A 23807-nucleotide genomic window follows, 5' to 3' on the forward strand; every position below is an offset into this window, starting at 1 on the left:
CCTAAACACTTTAAAAAATAAAATTTATATAATATGTTTTACATATAATAAATAGATTAGAGATTATTATTTGATAATTTTAAAATAAGGGATTATAACCTTTTATACGATTATAAAAGACAATCATTAATTACATTGAAAAAAAAATAAACATTTGGTGATATAATGGTAAACCTATCAAAATTTTACGACTTAAACATTTATGATACAGAAGGAAAATACATAGGAAAAGTGAACGAAGTAGTACTAAACATTAAAAAAGGAAGAATTTCATTTTTCAAAACAAAAGCAATAACAGAAGACAACAGAAATGTAGGATTAAGAGATGTACTAAGAAACTCAATGAGACTAGTGCCAGAAGAAGAAGATGTCAACCCTGTAAGAACAGAAGGAATAATTGACATACCATACGAAGTAGTAATAGCAGTAAATGATATTATACTTGTTGACCAAGTAAAACTAGCACAATTTCAAACTTCCCAAAATAAAAGAATAAATGCAGCACCCCAAAAAAGGCCAATGGTTAAAAAACCACAAGTACAATCAAACTAATGGAGTTTATTAATGAAAGTAGGAATTATGGGTTGTGGGTCAATAGCTAACACATTAGTGAACTTTAAATTAGAAGATAAACTAAACATAGATTTTGCAAGTTTTTATGATTTAGATAAAGATAGTGCAGAAGAATTAGCTATAAAAGTTGATTCAAAAGTAGCAAATTCATTAGATGAACTCATAGAAAGTTCAGAATTAATACTTGAATGTGCTTCACAAGGTGCTGTACGTACTTCAATTCCGCAAATTCTAGAAAGTGGAACTAATGTAATAATAATGAGTGTAGGAGCTTTACTTGACACAGATTTCAAGACACAAATTGAAAACATAGCCAAAGATAATGGTGCCAAAATCTATTTACCTACTGGTGCTATAACAGGTATTGACACAGTAAAAGCAGCAAAAATGGGTGAAATAAAATCAGTATCCTTAACAACAAGAAAACCACCAGTATCATTAGGATTAGATTCAAATATAAAATCAGAAAAAATAATATTTGAAGGAAAAGCTTCAGATGCTGTGAACAAGTTTCCAAAAAATATTAATGTTTCATCCACATTAAGCTTAGCTTCAGGAATTGATGCTGATGTTACTATCATAGCAGATCCAAACATCCAAAATAATACTCATGAAATTCATATAAAAGGAACTTTTGGTGAATTAGTCACCATAACATCAAATGTAAGTAGTCCCGATAATCCAAAAACTAGTTTATTAGCAGCATACTCCGCAGCCAGTTTACTTAATAAATTATCGGAAACAATACAAATTGGGTCATAGATATAAATTTATATCGCCTATCAACAAGGAATCAACGAATTCCTAGATAACTCTCTTTTTTTAATAAACTTTTTTCACAACCAACCAGGTGAATCTTTTGAAAAATTATGAACAATTTTCTCAACTTAAAGTAATAAAAGACATTCCATTAATCCTAAGAATAGATGGAAGAACATTTTCTAATTATACAAAACAATTAAAACTACAAAAACCATTCGATGACAGACTAAGAGACCTATTTATCGAAGTATCAAAAGACTTAATCAAAGAATTCAATCCAAAATATGTTTACACATTCTCAGACGAAATAAACATACTATTTACCCAAGCACCATTCAATGGAAGAATAGAAAAAATTGATTCAGTACTAGCATCATTTGTCACAGCATCATTCATGAAACACCTATTCATAAACCAGGAAAAATTTGACACAGACATAACAAGATTAAAACCTGCATCATTTGATTGCAGAATAATATCCACCTCAAAACACATAAAAGAATACTTTAAAAACAGACAAGACGAAGCATGGAGAAATTGTTTAAACGGATATGCACAATACATACTAAACAAAACACACACACCAAAAGAAACATCACAAATACTATACAAACTAAAAAAATCAGACATACACGAATTATTATATGAACATAACATCAATATAGCCCACGTACCAACATGGCAAAAAAGAGGAATATGTATACATAAAATAATACAAACAAGCGAAGGAATAAATCCCACAAATAATCAAAAAAATATATCAACAAGAAAAAAAATAAAAGTAAATCTAGAAATGGAATTACTTAATTAGAAAAACAATAATATATATTAATAGAATTAATCATTATGTCTACTCTATTAAACAGAGGATGAAAACATGGATTTTAATAAAAAATTATCTAAACTATTAGGTAATGACAAGTCAATAAAAGAAGTACAGATAGATAGCAGAGTAATAGATGAGATAGAAAAAATAGCTATTGAAGCAGATCCAAAAGAATATGTAGCATTATTATCCGGAAAAATACATAAAGAAATTCTTAAAATTACTGGTTTAATATTTCTACCATTCAAAGCATCAGAAAATAGTGCAGTAATGCAAGTATTCATGATGCCATTAACAACAAACGCTGTTGGTTCTGTACATAGCCATCCAGGTCCAAGTGCAAGTCCAAGTCAAGCAGATTTAACATTCTTTGCAAAGAACGGATACTTTCACATGATAATATGTCAACCATACACCCAAGCAACTATAAGGGCATATGATGCATTTGGAAATCCAATGTCTTTCACAGTCCAAGATTTAGGTGATGAAGTAGAAATAAAACAACTAGATGAAATGGATATTGATAAAGAATTATTCGATGAATCATTTATTGAAGAATTAAAAGAACTTGAAGAAGAAACAGATACTGATAAAAACATTCAAGAAACAACAGTAAATGAAGAATCAGATGACCAATTTAATAATGAATTAGAAACGGGGGAAGAATTAATGAGTAAAAAAGAAAATAATCAAACACAAGTAAATTCACAACCACAATCACCTGCAACATTAAATTTAGAAATAGAAATTAAAGGAAAAAAAGTCATAAAAGAAATACCATTACCTCCTGAATATGAACCTGGAGATCATGTTGAGGTAGATATACGTACTGATAAAACACCAAACGATGACATTGATGAAATAAGATTAAATGTTATTAAAGCCCCACAAAACATGAAAAATAACAATAAAGTTATAACAGTAACGCCACAAAAAGTAGCAACAACTAAAACAGAAGCACCACAAATTGAAGAAAACAATACTACAAAAAGTGAATCTAAAATTAAACAGAAAACTTCTGAAGAAATAGAAGATGAAATAAAACAGATGGAAGCAGATATTGCTAAGTTAAAAGAAGAAAATGAACGCTTAAAAAATAATTTATAAAAATATTGTTTTCTAAAAAAAAGTTATGGATAAGAAGTTATAATTTTACTGATTTTACAACTTCTATATCTTTTGTTTCTTCTAATTCAGCAATAGCTTCACTAGTAATTTCTTGGTCTACTTTAAGTACCATTACTGCTTCGCCACCAGCTGATTTTCTACCAACTTGCATTTCGCCAATGTTGATTTTATAGTTTCCTAGAATGTTGCCAATAGTTCCAATGGTGCCTGGTAAGTCAACATATTTAATTATTCCCATTAAACCTTCAAGTTCAAGGTTTACTTCATAGTTATCTATTGAAATAATTTTTGTCACACCGTTTTCTACTGTTCCTTCTATTGTGGTTTCGTTATCATCATATTTTACTTCAACTTTGATGGTAGCATCATATTTTCCACTGTCTTCAGTTTCTCCTTCTGTAAGTTTTATACCTCTTTGTTTTGCTACTGCTTTAGCATTAACAGAGTTTACTGGTTCTGTTAGTATTGGGTTTAAGAAGGTTTTTAATAATTCTCTTGTTAGTGGTTCTTTTGATCTGCCATTTATTTCTCCACTGTATACGATGTTTAGTTCTGAAATGTTTGGTGTTGTAATTTGTACTAATGTTTGTCCAAGTTTATCAGCTAATTTGAAGTATGGTTTGAGGGTTTGAAAGGTTTCTGAATCTACGAGTGGCATGTTTAAAACATTGCTTGGTGTATTTCCATTTATAACTTCTTTAACCTCTTTTGCTACTATGATTGCTGCATCACGTTGTGCTTCTTTGGTTGAAGCTGCTATGTGTGGTGTTAAAACAACATTGTCTAATGTTGCTAATGGACTGTTTTCTAAAGGTTCGTTTTCATATACATCTAATCCTGCTTTGAGTTCTGGTCTTTCTTTTAATGCTTCGTATAAATCATTTTCATCAATGATTCCACCTCTAGCACAGTTTAAGAGTATTGCATTGTCTTTCATTTTTGCAAGTTCATCTTTAGAAATTAATCCTTTTGTTTCTGGAGTTAATGGTACGTGTATGGTCATTACATCAGCTTTTTGTACTAAGTCATCTAGTGTTGTAATTTCTACACCTAACTCTTTTGCTGTTTCTTCGGTAATGTATGGGTCGTATACTATTACATCCATTTCGAATGCTTTGGATCTTTTTACTACTTGACTTCCAATTCTTCCCATTCCGATTACACCGAGAGTTTTGTTACGTAATTCCATTCCCATGAATTTACTTTTCTCCCATTTTCCTGCTTTAACGGATGCATCTGCTATTGCTATTTTTCTACTTAATGATAACATTAATCCCATTGCATGTTCTGCTACTGTGATTGATGTTGATTGTGGTGCGTTTACTACTAGTATTCCATGGTCTGTTGCAGCATCTACATCGATGTTGTCTACTCCAACACCTGCTCTTGCAATTATTTTTAAGTTTTTAGCATTTTCTATTACTTCTTTTGTAATTTTGGTTCTGCTTCTTACGATTATTCCTTCGTATTGGTCTATTGTTTCAAGTAATTCTTCTGGTGTGATTGTAGGATTGTTTACTACTTCTGCAGATCCTTCTAATACTTCTACACCTTTTTCATTAATTTTATCTGCTATTAATACTTTTGGCATTAGTGTAACTCCTTTATGTTTTTATTATGAATCTGGTTAATAATCCACATATTGTTAAACTAAAAATAATACTTTTTGTTTAAACCTTTTGTTCTATTCTTTAATAATTTTGGTTTAACATTCACTACTTATTTATGTTCTTTTTAGTATATAATTATAGAGTTTTCATTATCATAATTTAATAACTTGTTTTTAGAAATATATATTTTAATACTTATTATGGGTTGATAATAAATGACATTTAATGAAATTATTTTAGGAACTTCACCATTTATTTTTGCACCACAGTTTGGGCATAGAACAAGATTATATGAATTAGATTTTGAGAAACAACCTGGAAATATTGCTGAAATATTAAACAAAGCATATGATTTAGGGGTTCAAAAGATCTTATTGAACAGATCAGGGGATCTGGAAAAAGCATTAGATTTATCATTGGCTGAAGGTTATGATTGGGAAGTTATTGGAAAAACAAGTACCGAAAACTTTGATGATGACTTGAACACCTTCCAGAAATATAATACAAAATCTGTCATGTTAGACGGATTCTTCGTGGATGAAAATATAAAAAATAAGGATTATAATGTTATCTCTGATTATTTGCATCAAATTAAGGATTCTGGTTTTATTCCTGCAATAGAAACTAGAACACCTTTTAAAAATATTCCATTAATTAAGGAATCATCTTTCTTCGAGGACTTTGATGAGATAATGTTACCATTAAATTTTTATGGTTATATGATGGATTGTAATTTTTTAAATAATGAAAATAAAAGTATTATTAATGAATTATTATCTTCTCTGGATAAGAAAATTATTGCAAACAGAACATTAGCTACTGGTATATTACAACCAAGGGAAGCTTATGAATTTATAAAAAGTATTGATTATCTGGATTCTGTATGTGTGGGTGTGGCAAAGGTTACTGAAGCAGAGGAAACATTTGGTATTATTAATAGCGTGAAAGCATAAATCCTATTCTGCTTCATTTTTTCTTTCTTTTATTAGTTTTAGTAAATCTTCAATATTCTCCATATCTTTTATTTCCCATGTATATATTGCAGGTATTTCCTCAATGTTTTCCTTGTCTTGCTTGTTTTCTAGTACGAATAATGCATCGTAGCCTGTTACTGATGAAATATCCCTTGTTTTGTTCGCAATATTATTTAATGTACGGGTGTTTCTGCCTTTTTCCAGGTTTGTTATTAAAATATGGTTTTCACGTGTTTTCTTATTTATTTCTGCCCTGATTTTCTCTATTTCGTCCAGTTTGTTTTCTAGTTTTTCTTGTAGTTTAGTGATGTCCTTTGCATTTTTTGTGCTTTCTGACACGGCATCAAATGGTGTTTTCTTAGAACTTTTTATATCATATCCTAGTTTAATAAGTTCTTTAGGTTCTTGTATTCTCTTATCCAGACTGTTATTATTTTTTACATCAAGAAGATTTATTGATAATGTAATTGGTTTCTGAAGTACTTCTTCCAGCATCAGTGCCGTCTCTGGATAGGTTTGTGAATTGCCCTGTTCGTAGCGGTATATTGTTTCTCTTGAAACATGACTCATATCCGCTAATTCCTTTAATGATAAGTTTTTTTGTTCACGGAACTGTCGTAATAGTTCACCATTTATTTTAACATAATATCCGCCACGTTTTGCAAATATTTCTGGGTGTATGTCATTAACTATTATGTTACATAAGGTTTGTGGAGTAATTACTGGTAGTTCATGTCTTTCATATACTACATCCTCTTCAAGATAGTTATGTTTAGATTTTAATCCTATAATTATCGGGCTTGCAAGAAACGTTCCGGCAATTTTAGATAACTCTTCTGCTTGTGTGGAAGTTAAACTATCTACATTTACCAGTATTTTTAGGATGATTAAAATATCATCTTTCCTTGCCAGTAAATCAAAACAACTTCGATCATATATATTTGATGTCTTAAATCCGTAAGATAATAATAATTCATTAATTTCCTTAGTGACATTCTCACGGTTAATTGCAGAGTTATCTAAATTCATAATATATATTATGTATTTTCTTAATAATATTATTATATAACAAACCTTTTTTTTATCAAATAGATGGGAAGTATAGTATTGAATTCAAATGAAAAAATAATATTACATATAGGAATAGATGACACTGATTCTAATGAAGGAATGTGTACAACATATTTAACCCATATTATAATAGAGCAACTAAAAGAACATAACATATATCCTGATGATCTTCCAAGATTGATTAGATTAAACCCATTTGCACGATATAAAACAAGAGGAAATGGCGCATTATCTTTTCGGGTAACATTAAATTCTCGAAGTCAAGTTGAACTGGTAGAAAACATAGTCCTAGAAAATGTTGAAAAATATTCTATGTTTGAAGGTGTTAACACTAATCCTGGAGTAATATTTTATGAAGGTGAAATAACTGATGAAATGAGAGAATATGCAGTAAATGCCATATACTCAATATACACTATAGGTTATGCAGAAAATTTTGCAAAAAAAATTGGTGCAAGAGTTCATAAATTCAAGAAAGGACGTGGAATTATAGGAGCAATCGCATCAATCAGTATAGATTTATCTGATGAAACATTTGAATGTTTAGCTTACAGAACTCCTGAAAACATAGGTACAAAGAGAAAACTTAATCAGGACAGCATATATGATATGAACGAAAAAACATATCCTGAAACATTTGATAATATTGACATAGAAGGAAATTACACTGCAATTGAACCACACACGCCATGTCCAGTACTCTATGGAATCAGGGGAAACACGCCAGAAATTGTTGAACAAGCACATAAAATGGTGGAAAGTTACGAAGAAATAGAAGGATACTGTATTTTCAGAACAAATCAGCATACTGATATGCACATTCAAGAGGGAGTAAACATAAGTGATATGAATATAAATTCATGTTATAAGATACAGTGTAAAGTAACAAAAAACCCTCATGATATAGAGGGAGGACACGTATTTTTTGAAGTTTCAGATGATACGGGTATACTTGAATGTGCAGCATTCGAACCTACAAAAACATTTCGTAATATTATAAGAAAACTAAGGGTGGGTGATGAATTAATATTATATGGTGGATTAAATGAAAATAAAACATTTAATATTGAAAAATTCAAACTAATTTCACTAGCACCACAATATAATATACTGAATCCTGTATGTTCATGCGGTAAACGAATGAAATCTGCAGGAAAAAATAAGGGATATAAATGTCCAAAATGTGGAAATAAAACAAGTTCTGAAGATAAAATTAAAGAATTAATACCACGGGATATTAGTGAAGGTTTCTATGAAGTACCTACCGAGGCAAGACGTCACCTATCAAAACCAATAGTTCGTATGAAATAAACACTTATTTTTTATTACTTTTTAATTTTATTTTATTTTAAAACCCATGTTTTAATATGACTTGTTTTCTAATACTCTATTTTTGTAAAATTATATATCATAAGAAAACAAATATATATACTTATAAGATATATTTTTTGAACTGATTAAAATTTAAAAGAATAAATAAACAAAAATTCTATTAAATTTTAAGTTCTCATGTCTATATTGGGGTGATACTGGGATAGCTTATAAATTTTTTTTAAAATTCAAAATAAAACAGATATACTTATAATTTAATAAAAAAACTAATCAAAAAAGACAATAAATTATAAAGTATAATATTTTTCACTGAAAAAAAACGATCATATAAAAGGAGATTTCTTATGTCAAGTATTTCAGACGCTATCGGAGTAATCAGACAAGCAGAATCTGATGCTGATAGCATAGTCGAAGAAGCAAACAAAAAATCAACTGAAATGATCCAAGAAGCTCGTGCAAAAACAGAAGCAGAGATTGAAGCAGCAAAACTTGAAGCTCAAGACCAAGCTAAACACATAATATTAGCAAAAGAAGAAGAAGCTGGAAAAGAAGCTGTAATAATCACAAATCAATCCGAAGCACATATTAAAGAATCCCTAAGAGGATCTGAAAATAATGTTGATGCCGCAGCTGATATAATAATTGAAACTGTATTATAGGGGTATTACTATGTTTAGGACAGCTAAAATGCAAAAAATAAGCATAGTAACTTTGAACAAATACACTAAACCTGTAATAGACGTTCTTCATGAAAAAGGAGTTATTCAAATTGAAGATTTATCTGAAAGCATCCAAGAAAATGAAGATTACAAAGGATTAGATGTATCAAAACAAGACCCATATGCAAGCAGAATCGCATCATTATCAATGAAATGCGGAAGTACAATAGATACTTTAAAATCTGCAGAGCAATCAAAAAGTATGGTTGATGTTGTTAAAGGATTTATCAGCCCTAAAAAAATTGATTCAAAAGATGTAGAAAACTTATCTACCGAAGAATTAGCAGATAAGGCTGATGAAATTATAAGTAAAGTTGATGCAGTCCTCAGTCCAATTGAATCACGTATAAATGAAATTGGTTCTGAAGAAACAAAATATAAAGATTCTTTAAATGTAGCTAATCAATTAAAAAGTTTCGATATAGATTTCGCATTCTTACAAGAAACAAAACACACAAAAGTAATTTCTGGAAGAATACCTAACGAACACTTATCAGAAGCTAAAAAAGGTATAGAAGAAATAACCGACAGAGTAGAACTATTCGAAGGAACATCTACATCTGAAGGAGACACAACATACATACCATTAATGATAGTAGCTGCAACAGAATTTGAAGAAGATATATCTGGTGTTTTAAGACGCTTAGAATTTGAAAAATTAGACGTTTCCGGATTAAGCGGAAAACCTGATGAAATAATCGAAGCATCTACAAGCAAACTAGATGAATTGAAAAAAGAAAGAAAACAATGTTTAAAAGATATAGGTGAAGTTGGTCAACGTTCAAAAGAACACTTATTAGTGCTCCAAGAACAATTAGAACTAGAAAAAGAACGAACTGAAATCTATTCTTACTTTGGTGAAACTGGCAGTACAAAAATGATCAAAGCTTGGGTAGTCAAAGACGATGTTGAAGACACTTTATCAATAATAGATGAAATTACCGACGGTAACAGTATTATTGAACTCGAAGATCCAACCGAAGAGGAAATCGACAACAACAAAGTTCCAGTCAAACAACAAAACCCTGGTTTTGCAAAACCATACGAACTACTCGTAAACATGTACTCACCACCAAACTACAAAGATATCGATCCTACAATTATAATGGCATTATGTTTCCCATTCTTCTTTGGTTACTGTCTAACCGATGCATTCTATGGAATCATACTAGCAATAGTAGGATTTATCCTATACCAAGGTATGGGTAAAACAAGTAAAACTTACAAATCATTCGGTACAATTATTGTACAATGTGGATTATGGACATTTGTATTGGGTCTAGCAACTGGTGGATTCATAGGGGACTTCATACCTCGTTTCATCTTAGGTGATGCAAACGCACCATTACCAACAGTTATTCCGGATATAAATGCATTCGCACATCCAGAAAACATCTTGATATTAGCAATATTCATAGGTTTAATCCACCTAAACATAGCATTCCTATTTGGTATAATAGACAATCTAAAACGTGGAAAAACCAAAGAATTGTGCGGAGGACAATTATGTTGGGTATTAATAGAACTTGCAATAATTGCATTTGTATTAACAAATAACATGATTATCGCAGCAGCATTATTCGTAGTTGCACTATTATTATTAGTATACGGTGCAGGACCAATGGGTGTAATGGACATATTTGGATTCTTAGGAGATATCCTATCATACTCCAGATTATTAGCATTATGTCTATCCACCGGTGGTATCGCTATGACTGCTAACTTATTAGCACAATTATTAACAGGAATGGTACCTTACGTAGGTATTATTTTAGGAGTAATTGTATTCTTTGGAGTACACTTATTTAACATTGCATTCCAATCAATGGGATCATTCATTCACTCATTACGTCTCCACTTTGTAGAATTCTTCGGTAACTTCTATGAAGGAGAAAGTGATGAATTCGTGCCATTCAAGGCAAGTAGAATATACACAAAACTAAGAAAATAAATTTTCTAGTATTATAAAAAAAATCATAAAAATATATAAAAAAAATTCTTTTATTTGGAGGAAAATAAAATGGCAGCAGAATTAGCATTAGGTTCAGCTTTAGCTGCAATAGGTGCTGGAGTAGCAGTAGGATTTGCAGCTTTAGGTTCAGGTATCGGTCAAGGTATCGCATCTTCCGCTGGTGTAGGTGCAGTAGCAGAAGATTCAGGTATGTTTGCACAAGGTTTAGTATTTACAGCTATTCCTGAAACTCAGGCTATCTACGGTTTCCTTATCGCTATCTTATTATTAGTATTTTCAGGAATTATGGGAGGAAGTCCATTAGGAGTAACCTCAGGATTAGTAGCAATTGGTGCAGGAGCAGCAGTTGGTTTCGGTGGTCTTGGTTCCGGTATGGGTCAAGGTATCGCATCTTCCGCATCTGTAGGTGCAGTTGTAGAAGATCCTAACATGTTTGCACAAGGTTTAGTATTTACAGCTATTCCTGAAACTCAGGCTATCTACGGTTTCCTTATCGCTATCTTATTATTAGTATTCGGTGGAATACTCGGAGCATAGATTTAAAATATAAAGGCGAAAAACGCCTATAAACAATATATTTTCGGAGGAAAGTAGATGAGCGTTGGAGCAGATAAAATTATAGCAAATATTAAAGCAGATGCTCAAGCAAAATCTGATGAAATCATCTCAAAAGCAACAGCTGAATCAGAGAAAATTTTAGCAGATGGTGAAGTAACAGCTCAAAACGAACAACAAGCAATACTTGCAGCAGCTGAAAAACAAGCTGATATGAAATATCAACAAGTAGTTTCAGAAGCAAAAGTAAACTCAAGAAGAAAAGAGTTAGAAGCACGTGAAGAGCTAATCGAAAAAGCTTTCAGAGTTGCATCAGAAAAAATAGAAAAACAAGCATCTGAAAATTCTGCAAATTATGTAGAATCTTTAAAAAACATGATTAAAGATGCAGCATTACAAGTAGGTGGAAATCAACTAGAAATCCTCGTAAGAGCAGATGACGTTGATAACGTAAAATCCTTCATTAATGAAGTATCAGATTATGTAACAAAAGAAACTGGTAATGAAGTTTCATTCATCATAGGAGAACCAATCGACATTATTGGTGGAGCAGTTGTAAAAACTGTAGATGGTGAAGTTGAAGTTAAAAATACCATAGAAGCACGTATGCTTCGATATAGAAAATATTTAAGATCAGAGGTTGCTAAAACACTATTTAGATAGTTTTGGAGGAGAATTAAATGGAAGAAAGCATTATGGATATTATCACATCTTTCGGGTTCTCTTCTCCAGAAGCATTCATTGCATTGTTAGTAATGGTACTAGCTGTAATTGGGGCAATTGTAGTAGTAATCACAATTAGACCTTTATTAGAATACTATCCATATACGTATCCTAATGCAAGGATTAGAGCAAAAATTGGTAAAATCTTAAGTGAAAAACAAATCACTGAATTAGCAGAAACCGAAAACCTCGACGAAGTAAAAAACTACCTAAGAGGACACAGAGATTATGCTAAATATGTAGATCAATATCCAATTGAACAAGCATTAGATGCTAACCTAGCCGAATCATATGATACATTAGCAAAAGTATCACCTGCAACATTAAAACCAACATTCAATATCTTATTAGACCAATGGGATATTAAAAACATAAAAAGTGTTTTAGTTGCAAAAGAAGCACAATTAAACGAAGAAGAAACTCGTGAATTATTAGTGCCTTACGGTGTATTAAAAGATGATCACGACAAAATGATTGAAGCTAATACAGTTCAAGAATTAATCGTAGCTCTTGAAGGAACACCTTACGCTAGAATATTAGAAGAAGCTTTACCAGATTATAATGAAAATAAAACATTATTAACATTAGAATCAGCTTTAGATAATTACTACTATGAAAGATTACTAGTAAAATCTTCAAGTCAAGAAGACGAAAATACTAGAATGTTACACAGTTACGTAGGAACAAAAATTGATATCGCTACCTTAAAAATTATTTTAAGAGCAAAAGCAGATGGTTTAGCATACGATCAAATAAAACCATACGTAATAAGTAGAGGATACAAATTACGTGATTGGAAACTTAAAGAATTAATGGAATCAGAAGACTTAAATTCATTATTAAGCAGTATAGAAAGCTCAGAATACGGTTCTGTAGTAGCAGATCACATTCCAGAATTCAATGCAACAAATTCCATAGCTGTTTTCGATGAAGCATTAGATGCTTATGAAAGAAAAATGGCAGACAATATCTTTAAGAAAAAACCATTTGGTATAGGTCCAATAGTAGGTTTCATAAACAAAAAAGAAATCGAAATTAAAAATCTTAAAGTCATCGCTAGAAGTAAAAGAGGACCTGTTTTAGCTAGTTCCGAAATTAAGGAGATGTTATTATGAAAAAAGATATCGCTATAATGGCAGATCCAGATACAGTAACTGGTTTTATGTTAGGTGGAATAAAAAGTGGATTCCCCGTACATAACAAAGACGAATCAAAAACAACTTTAAAACAGTTAGTAGATGATGGATACTCCATCATTATCACAACTGAAAAAATTGGTGATGAACTTCGTGAAGACATCACAAAGTACACAAGCAAAGCATTACCAATGATTATTGAAGTACCAGATAAGTCAGGTTCACATAAAAGAGAAACTGACCCAATGAATGAACTTATAAAAAGAGTTATTGGGGTAGAGATGGTAAAATGATTACAGGAAATATTATTAAAATTGCAGGTCCAGTTATTGTCGGTGGAGGTATGAGAGGTACCCAGATGCACGAAATGGTTCGTGTCGGTGATATTGGACTTATTGGTGAAATTATTGAACTTGAAGGCGACACCGCAACAATTCAGGTTTACGAAGAAACTGCTGGTATTAAACCAGGAGAAAAAATTGAAAGTACTGGAGGTCCACTCTCAGTAGAATTAGGACCAGGTATACTAAAATCTATTTACGATGGAATTCAAAGACCATTAACAGAAATTAAAAGTCTAGCTGGAGACTACTTACCTAGAGGGGTAGACGTACCATCATTAGATAAAACTAAAGAATGGGATTTCAAACCAACAGTATCCGTTGGAGACAAAGTAAACGGTGGAGACATCATAGGTACAGTACAAGAAACTGTAGCTATCGAACACAAAATCATGGTACCACCAAAAATCTCAGGAACAATCAAATCCATCGAAAGCGGAAAACACACAGTAGTAGACGATATTGCTGAAGTAGAAACCGAAGACGGAATTGTAAAATTACAAATGATGCAAATCTGGCCAGTAAGAGTAGGTAGACCATACGTCAACAAATTAGACCCTGATGTACCTCTAATAACAGGTCAACGTGCACAAGATACATTCTTCTGTGTAGCTAAAGGTGGAACATCAGCTATCCCTGGTCCATTCGGTTCAGGAAAAACTGTAACACAACAACAATTAGCAAAATGGGCAGACGCTGATATAGTAGTATATATCGGATGTGGAGAACGTGGTAACGAAATGACCGAAGTACTTACCGAATTCCCAGAACTAGAAGACCCAAAAACTGGAAACCCATTAATGGACAGAACAGTTCTTATTGCTAACACATCCAACATGCCGGTAGCAGCAAGGGAAGCATGTGTATACACAGGTATTACCATTGCAGAATACTTCAGAGACATGGGCTACGATGTAGCACTTATGGCAGACAGTACCTCAAGATGGGCAGAAGCTATGAGGGAAATCTCCGGACGTCTAGAAGAAATGCCAGGGGAAGAAGGTTACCCAGCATACCTAGCATCAAGATTAGCACAGTTCTACGAACGTGCAGGACGTGTAACAACTATTGGATCACACAAAGCAGAAGCATCTGTAACAGTAGTTGGAGCAGTATCACCTGCAGGTGGGGACGTATCAGAACCAGTTACAACCAACACATTACGTATTGCAAAAGTATACTGGGCATTAGATGCATCCTTAGCAGACAGACGTCACTTCCCATCCATCAACTGGTTGAACAGTTACTCACTATATGTGGACAGTATCACACCATGGTGGAACAGTGAAGTTGGAAGCGATTGGAGGGAACTAAGAAACACAGCAATGGCTCTTTTACAGAAAGAAGCAGAACTTAACGAAATTGTACAATTAGTAGGTCCTGACGCATTACCTGAAAAAGACCGTGTAACTCTCGAAGCAGCACGTATGTTAAGAGAAGACTTCCTACAACAAAACGCATTCGATGACACAGATACATATTGTTCACCTAAAAAACAATATAACATGCTAAAAACACTATTATTATACAACACAACAGCACAAGAAGCATTAGCAGATGGTGCAGATGTAAATAAACTAGTAAACTTAGATGTTAGAGTAGACTTAGACAGAATGAAATATGTACCTGAAGATGAATTCGATGCAAAAACTGAAGAATTAAGAACAAAAATTACACAACAATGTAGTGAGGCTGCACAATGAATGATGTAGATATTAAAACAAGAGAATACACTACTGTATCTGAAGTATCTGGACCTTTAATGGTAGTTCAAGATGTTGAAGGTGTAGCATACAACGAAATTGTAGAAATTGAAACTCCTTCAGGCGAACAAAGAACCGGTCAAGTACTTGAAGTAGAAAATGATATTGCACTTGTTCAAGTATTCGAAGGTACAAGTGACTTAAACACATTATCTACAAAAGTTCGATTTACTGGTGAAACCGCAAAAATCGGAGTATCATCTGATATGCTCGGAAGGATCTTCAACGGTATAGGTAAACCTATAGATGGTGGACCAGATATTATCCCAGATAAAGAGTTAGATGTAAACGGTTCTCCAATGAACCCAGCATCAAGACAATTCCCTGCAGAATTTATTCAAACAGGTATATCCACAATTGATGGAATGAACACACTTGTACGTGGTCAAAAATTACCTATCTTCTCAGGTTCTGGTTTACCACACAACCAACTTGCAGCACAAATTGCAAGACAAGCAAAAGTAATTTCAGAAGACAGTGAATTCGCAGTAATTTTCGGTGCTATGGGTATTACTCACGAAGAAGCAAACTTCTTCATGAACGAGTTCGAACAAACTGGAGCACTTGAAAGAGTAACAGTATTCATGAACTTAGCAGACGACCCTGCTATTGAAAGAATCATGACCCCTAAAATGGCTTTAACAACAGCAGAATACCTTGCATTTGAAAAAGGAATGCACGTATTAGTAATTCTTACCGATATTACTAACTATTGTGAAGCACTTAGGGAAATTTCATCAGCACGTAGTGAAGTACCAGGACGTAGAGGATACCCTGGTTACATGTACACTGACTTATCACAGATGTACGAACGTGCAGGACGTATAGGTGGAAAAGAAGGTTCAATTACTCAGATGCCTATATTAGTTATGCCACAGGATGATATTACTCACCCAATTCCTGACTTAACAGGATATATTACTGAAGGTCAAATAGTATTAGATCGTGAATTAGACAGAAATGGTATTTACCCACCTGTAAACGTACTTCCTTCATTATCAAGGTTAATGAGTGGGGGTATCGGTGGAGACCGTACTCGTGAAGATCACAGTGGAGTATCTGACCAATTATATGCTGCTTACGCAGAAGGTCGTGACTTACGTGACTTAACCGCAGTAGTAGGGGAAGAAGCATTAACTGAAACAGACCTTAAATACTTAAGATTTGCTGATGCTTTCGAAGACAGATTTATCAGACAAAGTCTAGATGAAGACAGATCTATTCAAGAAACTCTTGACTTAGGTTGGGACTTATTTACCATCTTACCTAAAACTGAACTTAAACGTGTAAAAGACGAATTCGTCGAAAAATATTTACCTACTGAACAAGCAACTGAAGAAGCTGCAGAAGAATAAATTTACTTTATTCTTTAATAGTAGTGTAAATATGTCAGTGAAGGAGGCTAATTAATGGCAGGAGAAAAATTGGATGGAATAAATCCAACTCGTATGGAACTTCTTAATTTAAAAGACAGAGCTAAATTGTCTACTAAAGGTCATAGTCTTCTTAAAGAAAAAAGAGATGCTCTTATTAAGGAGTTTTTTGAAATATTGGATAGAGTAAAAGGTTCTAGAGATGAAGTTGAAAAGAAATTAGCTATTGCATACGCAGAACTAAACAAAGCTCAAATAGACATGGGAGATATGGCAGTTAAACGTGCAGCTTTATCAGTTAGAGAATCTATCGAATTAGACATAAGTTCTAGAAGTATTATGGGTGTTTCTGTACCTGTTGTAAAAAGTCAAGCTACACATAATGATTTAATTAGCAGAGGTTATGGTTTTGCTGGTACTTCAGCAAACTTAGATATTGCTGCTAAAGAATTCGAAGAGTCAATTAAAATAATTATTGAACTTGGAGAAATCGAAAAAACAATTATCATGTTAGCTAAAGAAGTTGAAGCAACAAAAAGAAGAGTAAATGCTTTAGAACATGTTATGATTCCTCGTATAAACAATACAATTTCATTTATTGAAATGCGTTTAGAGGAAATGGAAAGGGAAAGTTTCGTGCAACTTAAAGTTATTAAACGTAACATGGATGCAAAAGAATCTGAATAATTTCATGGATTTTCCATGATTATTCTTTTTTTAACCTTTCCAACTTTATTATTAAATTACTATTTTTTCAAAAATGTTATATTATTGGAATTACTAATTTTATTTATTGAATTAATTTTTTTATATTTTCAAAAATTTTTTAGGTTGTATTATTATTACGATTATTTTAGTTGTTGGTTCTAATACTAGGGCAGTTTCAAAATCTTTAAAAATGTTGGGGTATACTGTGTATGCTACCAGTTTTTTTGAATTGGAAGATCAAAAAAAATATGTGGATAAACTAATTGTTCCATCAAATAATGATACTTTTGATTTAAAAGTATTAGAAGATTTATCATTAAATTATGTAAATGATGTTGATTACATTATTTTTACTAGTGATGTTAACACAGATAGGTATCCTCATTCAAAAATCATAGGAAATACTAATACAAGACACATCAACAATAAATGGGAAATGTATAAAAAATTACATAAAAACTTCCTAATGCCTGCAACATATAGAATTAACAGTATTGAAGAAGCAACAGAAATAGTTAATAACCATAAAGATAAAAAATTTGTTATCAAACCAGTATATGGTTCAGGCGGAGTTGGAATAAATTATTTCAATACTAATATTCAATTGGATGGAGATTTTATTTTACAGGAATATATAGAAGGCAAAAGTGTAAGCAGTTCTTTCTTATCATATAATTCCCATGAAATTAGTATGGTCACTACATCTGATCAGATTATTGGTTCAAAAATGTTGGGTGGTAACGACTTTTTATATTGCGGAAACATTACTCCATTAATCAATTCTAATCCCAAATTAATTAACATTTCAACAAAAATTTCTAAAATGTTTAAACTTGTTGGTTCTAATGGTGTGGATTTTATTTTACATAAAAATAATGTTTATGTATTGGAAGTTAATCCTAGGATTCAGGGCACATTTGAATGTGTGGAAAATAGTTTTAACATTAACTTAGCTAAGGCACATATTGATTCTTGTAATAATGAACTGGTTGAAATTCCTAAATTAAAGAATTTTTGTGTAAAATTAGTTCCTTATTCTATGAATGATGCTAAGTATGCTTTAAGGGGAATTGATTTCTTAAATGATTGTTCTCCATCTGATTACTTGTATAAAAAAGGCACTCCTATTGCTACTATTATCGTATCTGATAGGATTTTAGAGAATGCTATGGGTAAAGCTGAAATAATAAGAAAAAAAGTGTATGATTCTATAATTTAATTATATTATTTTTAATGTTATTAGTATGTATACCATTACTCCAAATGCTATTAGGAATGTTGATACTATCATTATTCTTGTATAAATATAAAATAATTTTACTCTTCTTTCAGGATCTTCATCTAAGTATTCTTTTAATGGATCTTCATAAGGCATATTTTAATCTCCTTATATTTCTTAAGTAAATTATTTGTTATAATTATTAAATAAATTTTTTGTAAAACTAGTTAAAAGATTAGTAGTCCCAAGCGGAGTCGAACCGCTGTCCCCGGTTCCAAAGACCAGGAGGATTGCCACTACCCTATGGGACTATTTAGTACATGTAGTACAATATAAAATATCTCCGAACTTATTTATATACTTTTTGGTTACAAGTTTTTTTCCCAGCAATATAATAATTTTCAATATTTTTAAACTTTTTTTAACTAATAATCTCCCCTATATATAAATCTTTTTACTATATCTTTAAATACTTATAAAAAGATAAGTTAATGTTAAGAATTGTATAGATTCTTAATTTTCATAGCTTATTAATTTTGAAAAAAATTGATCACTAAAAACAAACCATAAAAAAATTAATACAATATATTTAATCCGATTCATATAGAATCTTTTTTTTGGTTTTATAGGAGGCGATAAGATTAAGAGAAGTTTGATTTTGGTTCTCTTTGTTTCAATCTTACTCAGTATTTCCGCAATATCTGCAACAGATAGCAATGAAAATACTACAACAAATGATTTAACATCAGATGTTGTTACAAATACACAAACAGAGAGTAATACCAATATAGAATCAAATTCTATAAAAAATACGGTAAGCAATGAATATGAAGCTATAACAAATGATATTTCATCCGATGAGAAAACAATATCAAAACAATCAACAAACAATTCTAACACAAAGACAGCAGCAAACAAAGAAAAAGTTATCATAACATCTCAACCAATAACATCATATGCAAATCAATTAATCACAATAAAAGCAAGTGTTACTTATCAAAATGGTGAAATCTTAAAAGATGCAAAAACTGCTATTAAAATTAATGGAAATACTATAGGTCATCCAAGAGTTACTAATGGAATCATATCCTTTAATTATATGCTACCAAAATGGCATGCAAAAGAATATGATATATCAATCACAGTAGGTGAAACTTCAGAAACAGCAACTACAAAAGCAACTTCATCCTTATTAATTAAGAGACATAATGTAATTGTTACATTAGAAGATTCTGAAGTCTTATCTGCAGCAAAAACAACATTAAAAGCAAATGTTAAATATGAAGATGGAACACCAGTAAATAGTACAAAAGCAGTTTTCAAAATAAACGGAAAAACTATTGGTTCTACAATAGTACAAAATGGGGTAGCATCAATAACTTGTGTTGTCCCTGCTAAGGCAAAAACTTATCCATTAATATTAAAAATAGGAGAAACCACAGTTTCATCTTATAAAGAAACTTCGGCTAAATTAGTAGTTAAGAAAAGAACACCTAAAATAGATGTTGATTCATTAATTTTTGTTAAAGAAGGTTATACTGTAACATTAAGAGCAAAATTAACAGATGTTGGTTATGCTGATGCTACAGGTAAACTTGGTTTCAAAATAAATGGAAAAACTGTTGCAACTGTAAAAATGGTTGACAGTACTGCTGAATACAAGTATGATTCAAGTAAATTAGATAAAGAGAATTATGTTGTAACAGTAGTATATGGTGGTTCTGGTGCATTAAATGAAGTAAGAAAAAATACAACATTAAGGGTTCAATCGGATTTAGTTTCAACTTATACTTATGCTCAATTACTTGAAAAAGGAGTATCTGTTAGAGATTTTATTAAAAACAATAATAGATTACCTAACTATGCAGCTATTGGTGGTAACGAAGTATCAATGGCAGATTTATTATACATGTATACTCAAATGTTAACATATAATAATTCTTTCCATAATGGGGGATTTTCAACACCTTCATCATCAGCCAGCACATCTCAGTATAATATTAACTTCTACACTAAGGACTATATGGCTTTGGCTAAGACTATAGTTGACTCTTATATAGAAAATGGACGTGCTCCAAAAACTATGAAAAGTGATTCAGGTTTAACCTTAAGCTTTACGGATGCTGTTTATGCTTACTCACGAGTAATTGGTTATTTGGCTGAGCACAATCGGTTGCCAAATTATGTTGGAATAGATAAGATTTCTTCTTCATCTTCAAGTTCATCATCAGGTTCATCTTCATCTAGTTCCTCCTCTTCAAACAGTGGATCAGCAACGAATAATGATGTACCTTCCGGATTTGAACAATACCTGGGCAGTGCTAAAAATGCAGCTGTAAATAGTACAACAATGTACAATGCAGTTAAAAAAGCAATCAGTGGTGCTACTTCTTTATATGCTCAAGCAAAAGCTATATTTGATTATGTAAATGCTGTAACTGATTATCAGTTTTACATGAATACTAGATATGGAGCATTAGGAACTTTAAGTAGAGGTTACGGTAACTGTGTAGATCAATCACACGTATTGATTGGTATGTTCCGTACAGCACGATTACCTGCAAGGTATTGTCATGCAACATGTTACTTCACAAGTGGTCTTGTAGTAGGTCATGTATGGACAGAAGTTTATGTAAATGGTCAATGGTATAAATGTGATACTACTTCAAGTAGAAATACATTTGGAGTAATAAATAACTGGTACAAATCCTCTACAGTTAAAAGATACACAAGTATATCATTCTAATATAGACTTATATTCTTTATTTTTCTTTTTTTTTCATATTATTTTATTATTTTTCTATTTAACTTATTATAAACATTATTTATACAATCTATTTTTTCAAAAAGTATAGAAGTTACTTTTAACATAACTAATAATAATATAAAATATTTTAAATAACATTAATTTTAGAATGTTAGAGGGGATAATAATGAAATTTAGTTTAGAACTTCTGCCAAATGAACCGATTAAAGACATATTAGAAGTTATAAAACTTGCAGAAAATATTGGATTTGAAAATATCTGGATAACTGATCATTATAATAATAGGGATGTTTTTGAAGTTTTAGCATTAGCTGCTCATGAAACAAGCACTATTCATATGGGGTCTGGAGTTTCAAATCCTTTTGTAAGAAATCCGGTTACAATAGCATCTGCTACAGCAACTTTAAATGAAATATCTGATGGACGAGCTATTGTAGGTGTAGGTCCTGGAGATAAAGCTACAATGGAAACATTAAATTTATCCTGGTCAAAACCTGTTAAAACAGTTAAAAATGCTATTAATGACATACGAGTATTGTTAAATGGTGAAAAATTAGATCAAGGCGCACATCTTAATGGAATAAAAAAAATAGAAAGTAACATTCCAATATATATGGCAGCTCAGGGTCCGATGATGCTTAAAGCATCAGGTGAAGTTGCTGATGGATGTTTAATTAATGCTTCCAATTCTAAAGATTTTGAAATAGCAGTTCCATTAATAAAAGAAGGAATTCAAAAAGGTGGTAATAAGGCCGATTATTATTTTGCAGCATATACTGCATGCAGTATTGATGAGAATGTGGATGTTGCATATAATCAGGCAAAAACAGTTGTTGCATTCATTCTTGCAGGTGCACCGGATGTGGTATTGGAACGTCATAATATTTCTGTAGATGTTGCAGTTAAAATTAGAAACGCATTAGCGGTATATGATTTTAAAACAGCAAGTAGTCTTGTTGATGAAAACATGATTGATGCATTTTCAGTTTGTGGAACACCAGAGGATATATCTGCTAAAATTGAAGAATTTGCAAAGTTGGGTATTAATGAATTTGTTATTGGTTCACCTATAGGAAAAGATAGGGAAAATGCTTTAAAATTAGTGGAAGATATTATTAACTCATTTAATTAAGGTTTTATCTATGAAAGTTCAGGAAATAAATAGGCAAATAAGGGAAAATTCTATTGCAAATATAATTAAAAAACGTGACAGAAAGAAGAATAAGAAACCATTACAGGCATATGCTGCTAGCTGGTCTAATGAGGACAGGTTATATGACTGTGTTGGTCATACAATTTTTATTGTTTTACCAACAAGTGGATGTGAATGGGCTACTAAAAGTGGTGGATGTACTATGTGTAGTTATATTTCTGATTCACCTCTGATGGATATTTCTAGTGATGATCTTGTCACGATATTTGATAATGAATGGAATAAGCAGCTAGAAAAGGTTGATATTTCAACTAAGGAGAATGTTGCTATAAAATTATTTGTTTCTGGTAGTTTTTTAAATGTAAATGAAATACCTGAAAAAGTGCAGGAATATATCTTCAATAAATTCAGCAAATACGACCAAATTAAAGAGGTAATTGTTGAATCCAAACCAGAATACATAGACGAATTTTCATTAAAAAGACTTGCAAGCATAATCCCTGATAAAATTTTTGAGATTGGTATAGGTCTTGAGACTTCTAATGAGGATACTCGATTAAATAAGATTAATAAAGGAATAACAAACAAATCCTTCGAAAAAGCAGTATCAACAATAAACTCAATAACAGAATATGATATAAGAGCAAAAGCATACCTACTAGTTAAACCAATACTGATATCAGAAAAACAAGCAATAGAAGAATCCATAGACTCAGCAAAATATGCAAAAGAAGTAGGAGTACGAAGATTAGCATATTGTCCTGCCACAGTACATGGAGGAACAATGATGGATTCCCTATGGAAAAAAGGTTCATATAATCCACCATGGATATGGAGTACAGTTGAAATAATAAAAGAAGTACGAAAAAATGTGGACATACCAATGATTATGGATACCGCAGGTTTTGGTACAAGACGAGGACCATTTAACTGTAAAAAATGTAACGCTAAACTCAAAAGTTTAATAATAAAATCAAATCTAGAACAAGAAATATCTGAAGAACTAGAAAACTTTACCTGTGAATGTAAAGAAAAATGGGCAGCTGACCTTGAATTTTCAGATATATTAAATACAACAACAAACCCAAAAAATTAGTAAAAA

At 31.6% G+C, this 23807-nt stretch carries 22 protein-coding genes and 1 tRNA gene; 19 read left to right on the top strand and 4 right to left on the bottom strand.

Features of this window, described 5'->3' with window-relative positions:
• Positions 1-165 precede the first annotated feature (165 nt).
• The 4 genes from PXD04_RS20935 to PXD04_RS20950 all read left to right on the top strand — a co-directional run bounded on the left by PXD04_RS20935 (position 166) and on the right by PXD04_RS20950 (position 3268).
• The gene (locus PXD04_RS20935) at positions 166-552 is read left to right on the top strand and encodes a PRC-barrel domain-containing protein (RefSeq protein ID WP_323736747.1); all 387 of its coding nucleotides are present in this window, start codon (positions 166-168) and stop codon (positions 550-552) included.
• Between the two features lie 12 nt (positions 553-564).
• On the top strand, positions 565-1335 hold the full coding sequence (locus PXD04_RS20940; protein WP_323736748.1) for an aspartate dehydrogenase: 771 nt from the start codon (positions 565-567) through the stop codon (positions 1333-1335).
• 97 nt (positions 1336-1432) lie between these two features.
• Positions 1433-2146, top strand: coding sequence for a tRNA(His) guanylyltransferase Thg1 family protein (locus PXD04_RS20945; protein WP_323736749.1), 714 nt, complete (start codon positions 1433-1435; stop codon positions 2144-2146).
• A gap of 66 nt (positions 2147-2212) precedes the next feature.
• Positions 2213-3268 carry a Mov34/MPN/PAD-1 family protein gene (locus PXD04_RS20950; protein WP_323736750.1) on the top strand — a complete coding sequence of 352 codons (1056 nt, stop codon included), beginning with the start codon at positions 2213-2215 and terminating at the stop codon, positions 3266-3268.
• Positions 3269-3305: 37 nt separating this feature from the next.
• Here PXD04_RS20950 and serA read toward each other — a convergent pair whose 3' ends face one another.
• A complete protein-coding gene (gene serA, locus PXD04_RS20955) occupies positions 3306-4880 on the bottom strand; it encodes a phosphoglycerate dehydrogenase (protein ID WP_323736751.1) in 1575 nt (524 codons plus the stop codon).
• A 234-nt stretch (positions 4881-5114) separates the two neighbouring features.
• Here serA and PXD04_RS20960 point away from each other — a divergent pair, with 234 nt between their 5' ends.
• Positions 5115-5852 (top strand): hypothetical protein, encoded by a 738-nt coding sequence (locus PXD04_RS20960; protein WP_323736752.1) that lies wholly within the window; start codon positions 5115-5117, stop codon positions 5850-5852.
• 3 nt (positions 5853-5855) lie between these two features.
• On the opposite strand, the gene PXD04_RS20965 is transcribed toward PXD04_RS20960, so the two are convergent.
• Entirely contained in the window at positions 5856-6902 is a 1047-nt protein-coding gene (locus tag PXD04_RS20965) for a transcriptional regulator (protein WP_323736753.1), read from the bottom strand.
• Positions 6903-6965: 63 nt separating this feature from the next.
• Between PXD04_RS20965 and PXD04_RS20970 the strand changes: the two genes are divergently transcribed.
• From PXD04_RS20970 to PXD04_RS21020, 11 genes are all read left to right on the top strand, one after another.
• Positions 6966-8255 (top strand): tRNA(Ile)(2)-agmatinylcytidine synthase, encoded by a 1290-nt coding sequence (locus PXD04_RS20970; protein WP_323736754.1) that lies wholly within the window; start codon positions 6966-6968, stop codon positions 8253-8255.
• Positions 8256-8620: 365 nt separating this feature from the next.
• A complete protein-coding gene (locus tag PXD04_RS20975; RefSeq protein ID WP_323736755.1) occupies positions 8621-8935 on the top strand; it encodes a V-type ATP synthase subunit H in 315 nt (104 codons plus the stop codon).
• 10 nt (positions 8936-8945) lie between these two features.
• On the top strand, positions 8946-10946 hold the full coding sequence (locus PXD04_RS20980; protein WP_323736756.1) for a V-type ATP synthase subunit I: 2001 nt from the start codon (positions 8946-8948) through the stop codon (positions 10944-10946).
• Positions 10947-11015: 69 nt separating this feature from the next.
• Entirely contained in the window at positions 11016-11504 is a 489-nt protein-coding gene (locus PXD04_RS20985; RefSeq protein WP_323736757.1) for a V-type ATP synthase subunit K, read from the top strand.
• A gap of 57 nt (positions 11505-11561) precedes the next feature.
• Positions 11562-12185, top strand: a complete 624-nt coding sequence (locus PXD04_RS20990; protein ID WP_323736758.1) for a V-type proton ATPase subunit E — start codon at positions 11562-11564, stop codon at positions 12183-12185.
• A 17-nt stretch (positions 12186-12202) separates the two neighbouring features.
• A complete protein-coding gene (locus tag PXD04_RS20995; protein ID WP_323736759.1) occupies positions 12203-13360 on the top strand; it encodes a V-type ATP synthase subunit C in 1158 nt (385 codons plus the stop codon).
• Positions 13357-13674 carry a V-type ATP synthase subunit F gene (locus tag PXD04_RS21000; RefSeq protein WP_323736760.1) on the top strand — a complete coding sequence of 106 codons (318 nt, stop codon included), beginning with the start codon at positions 13357-13359 and terminating at the stop codon, positions 13672-13674. The genes PXD04_RS20995 and PXD04_RS21000 overlap by 4 nt, the downstream gene beginning before the upstream one ends.
• Positions 13671-15425, top strand: a complete 1755-nt coding sequence (locus PXD04_RS21005) for an ATP synthase subunit A (protein ID WP_323736761.1) — start codon at positions 13671-13673, stop codon at positions 15423-15425. Before PXD04_RS21000 ends, PXD04_RS21005 begins: the two co-directional genes overlap by 4 nt.
• On the top strand, positions 15422-16840 hold the full coding sequence (locus PXD04_RS21010; protein ID WP_323736762.1) for a V-type ATP synthase subunit B: 1419 nt from the start codon (positions 15422-15424) through the stop codon (positions 16838-16840). The genes PXD04_RS21005 and PXD04_RS21010 overlap by 4 nt, the downstream gene beginning before the upstream one ends.
• Before the next feature lie 54 nt (positions 16841-16894).
• On the top strand, positions 16895-17545 hold the full coding sequence (locus tag PXD04_RS21015) for a V-type ATP synthase subunit D (protein WP_323736763.1): 651 nt from the start codon (positions 16895-16897) through the stop codon (positions 17543-17545).
• A 226-nt stretch (positions 17546-17771) separates the two neighbouring features.
• A complete protein-coding gene (locus tag PXD04_RS21020; protein ID WP_323736764.1) occupies positions 17772-18785 on the top strand; it encodes an ATP-grasp domain-containing protein in 1014 nt (337 codons plus the stop codon).
• Here PXD04_RS21020 and PXD04_RS21025 read toward each other — a convergent pair whose 3' ends face one another.
• Positions 18786-18941 (bottom strand): hypothetical protein, encoded by a 156-nt coding sequence (locus PXD04_RS21025; protein ID WP_323736765.1) that lies wholly within the window; start codon positions 18939-18941, stop codon positions 18786-18788.
• Between the two features lie 83 nt (positions 18942-19024).
• Positions 19025-19096 (bottom strand) — tRNA-Gln (locus PXD04_RS21030).
• A gap of 347 nt (positions 19097-19443) precedes the next feature.
• On the opposite strand from PXD04_RS21030, the gene PXD04_RS21035 reads away from it, so the two are divergent.
• The 3 genes from PXD04_RS21035 (at position 19444) to PXD04_RS21045 (ending at position 23801) form a co-directional block, all read left to right on the top strand.
• Positions 19444-21531, top strand: a complete 2088-nt coding sequence (locus PXD04_RS21035) for a transglutaminase domain-containing protein (protein WP_323736766.1) — start codon at positions 19444-19446, stop codon at positions 21529-21531.
• 187 nt (positions 21532-21718) lie between these two features.
• Positions 21719-22684, top strand: coding sequence for a 5,10-methylenetetrahydromethanopterin reductase (locus PXD04_RS21040; protein WP_323736767.1), 966 nt, complete (start codon positions 21719-21721; stop codon positions 22682-22684).
• A gap of 10 nt (positions 22685-22694) precedes the next feature.
• Positions 22695-23801 (top strand): archaeosine biosynthesis radical SAM protein RaSEA, encoded by a 1107-nt coding sequence (locus tag PXD04_RS21045; protein WP_323736768.1) that lies wholly within the window; start codon positions 22695-22697, stop codon positions 23799-23801.
• Positions 23802-23807: the final 6 nt, after the last annotated feature.

It is taken from the genome of Methanosphaera sp. ISO3-F5 (genome assembly GCF_034480035.2).
In the GTDB taxonomy this organism is placed as follows: Archaea; Methanobacteriota; Methanobacteria; order Methanobacteriales; family Methanobacteriaceae; genus Methanosphaera.

Excerpts from the sequence above, each read along its gene's own strand:
- PXD04_RS20935 (WP_323736747.1), top strand. The coding sequence starts at position 166 with ATGGTAAACCTATCAAAATTTTACGACTTAAACATTTATGATACAGAA.
- PXD04_RS20940 (WP_323736748.1), top strand. The coding sequence starts at position 565 with ATGAAAGTAGGAATTATGGGTTGTGGGTCAATAGCTAACACATTAGTG.
- PXD04_RS20950 (WP_323736750.1), top strand. The coding sequence starts at position 2,213 with ATGGATTTTAATAAAAAATTATCTAAACTATTAGGTAATGACAAGTCA.
- serA (WP_323736751.1), bottom strand. The coding sequence starts at position 4,880 with ATGCCAAAAGTATTAATAGCAGATAAAATTAATGAAAAAGGTGTAGAA.
- PXD04_RS20960 (WP_323736752.1), top strand. The coding sequence starts at position 5,115 with ATGACATTTAATGAAATTATTTTAGGAACTTCACCATTTATTTTTGCA.
- PXD04_RS20965 (WP_323736753.1), bottom strand. The coding sequence starts at position 6,902 with ATGAATTTAGATAACTCTGCAATTAACCGTGAGAATGTCACTAAGGAA.
- PXD04_RS20970 (WP_323736754.1), top strand. The coding sequence starts at position 6,966 with ATGGGAAGTATAGTATTGAATTCAAATGAAAAAATAATATTACATATA.
- PXD04_RS20975 (WP_323736755.1), top strand. The coding sequence starts at position 8,621 with ATGTCAAGTATTTCAGACGCTATCGGAGTAATCAGACAAGCAGAATCT.
- PXD04_RS20980 (WP_323736756.1), top strand. The coding sequence starts at position 8,946 with ATGTTTAGGACAGCTAAAATGCAAAAAATAAGCATAGTAACTTTGAAC.
- PXD04_RS20985 (WP_323736757.1), top strand. The coding sequence starts at position 11,016 with ATGGCAGCAGAATTAGCATTAGGTTCAGCTTTAGCTGCAATAGGTGCT.
- PXD04_RS20990 (WP_323736758.1), top strand. The coding sequence starts at position 11,562 with ATGAGCGTTGGAGCAGATAAAATTATAGCAAATATTAAAGCAGATGCT.
- PXD04_RS20995 (WP_323736759.1), top strand. The coding sequence starts at position 12,203 with ATGGAAGAAAGCATTATGGATATTATCACATCTTTCGGGTTCTCTTCT.
- PXD04_RS21000 (WP_323736760.1), top strand. The coding sequence starts at position 13,357 with ATGAAAAAAGATATCGCTATAATGGCAGATCCAGATACAGTAACTGGT.
- PXD04_RS21005 (WP_323736761.1), top strand. The coding sequence starts at position 13,671 with ATGATTACAGGAAATATTATTAAAATTGCAGGTCCAGTTATTGTCGGT.
- PXD04_RS21010 (WP_323736762.1), top strand. The coding sequence starts at position 15,422 with ATGAATGATGTAGATATTAAAACAAGAGAATACACTACTGTATCTGAA.
- PXD04_RS21015 (WP_323736763.1), top strand. The coding sequence starts at position 16,895 with ATGGCAGGAGAAAAATTGGATGGAATAAATCCAACTCGTATGGAACTT.
- PXD04_RS21025 (WP_323736765.1), bottom strand. The coding sequence starts at position 18,941 with ATGCCTTATGAAGATCCATTAAAAGAATACTTAGATGAAGATCCTGAA.
- PXD04_RS21040 (WP_323736767.1), top strand. The coding sequence starts at position 21,719 with ATGAAATTTAGTTTAGAACTTCTGCCAAATGAACCGATTAAAGACATA.
- PXD04_RS21045 (WP_323736768.1), top strand. The coding sequence starts at position 22,695 with ATGAAAGTTCAGGAAATAAATAGGCAAATAAGGGAAAATTCTATTGCA.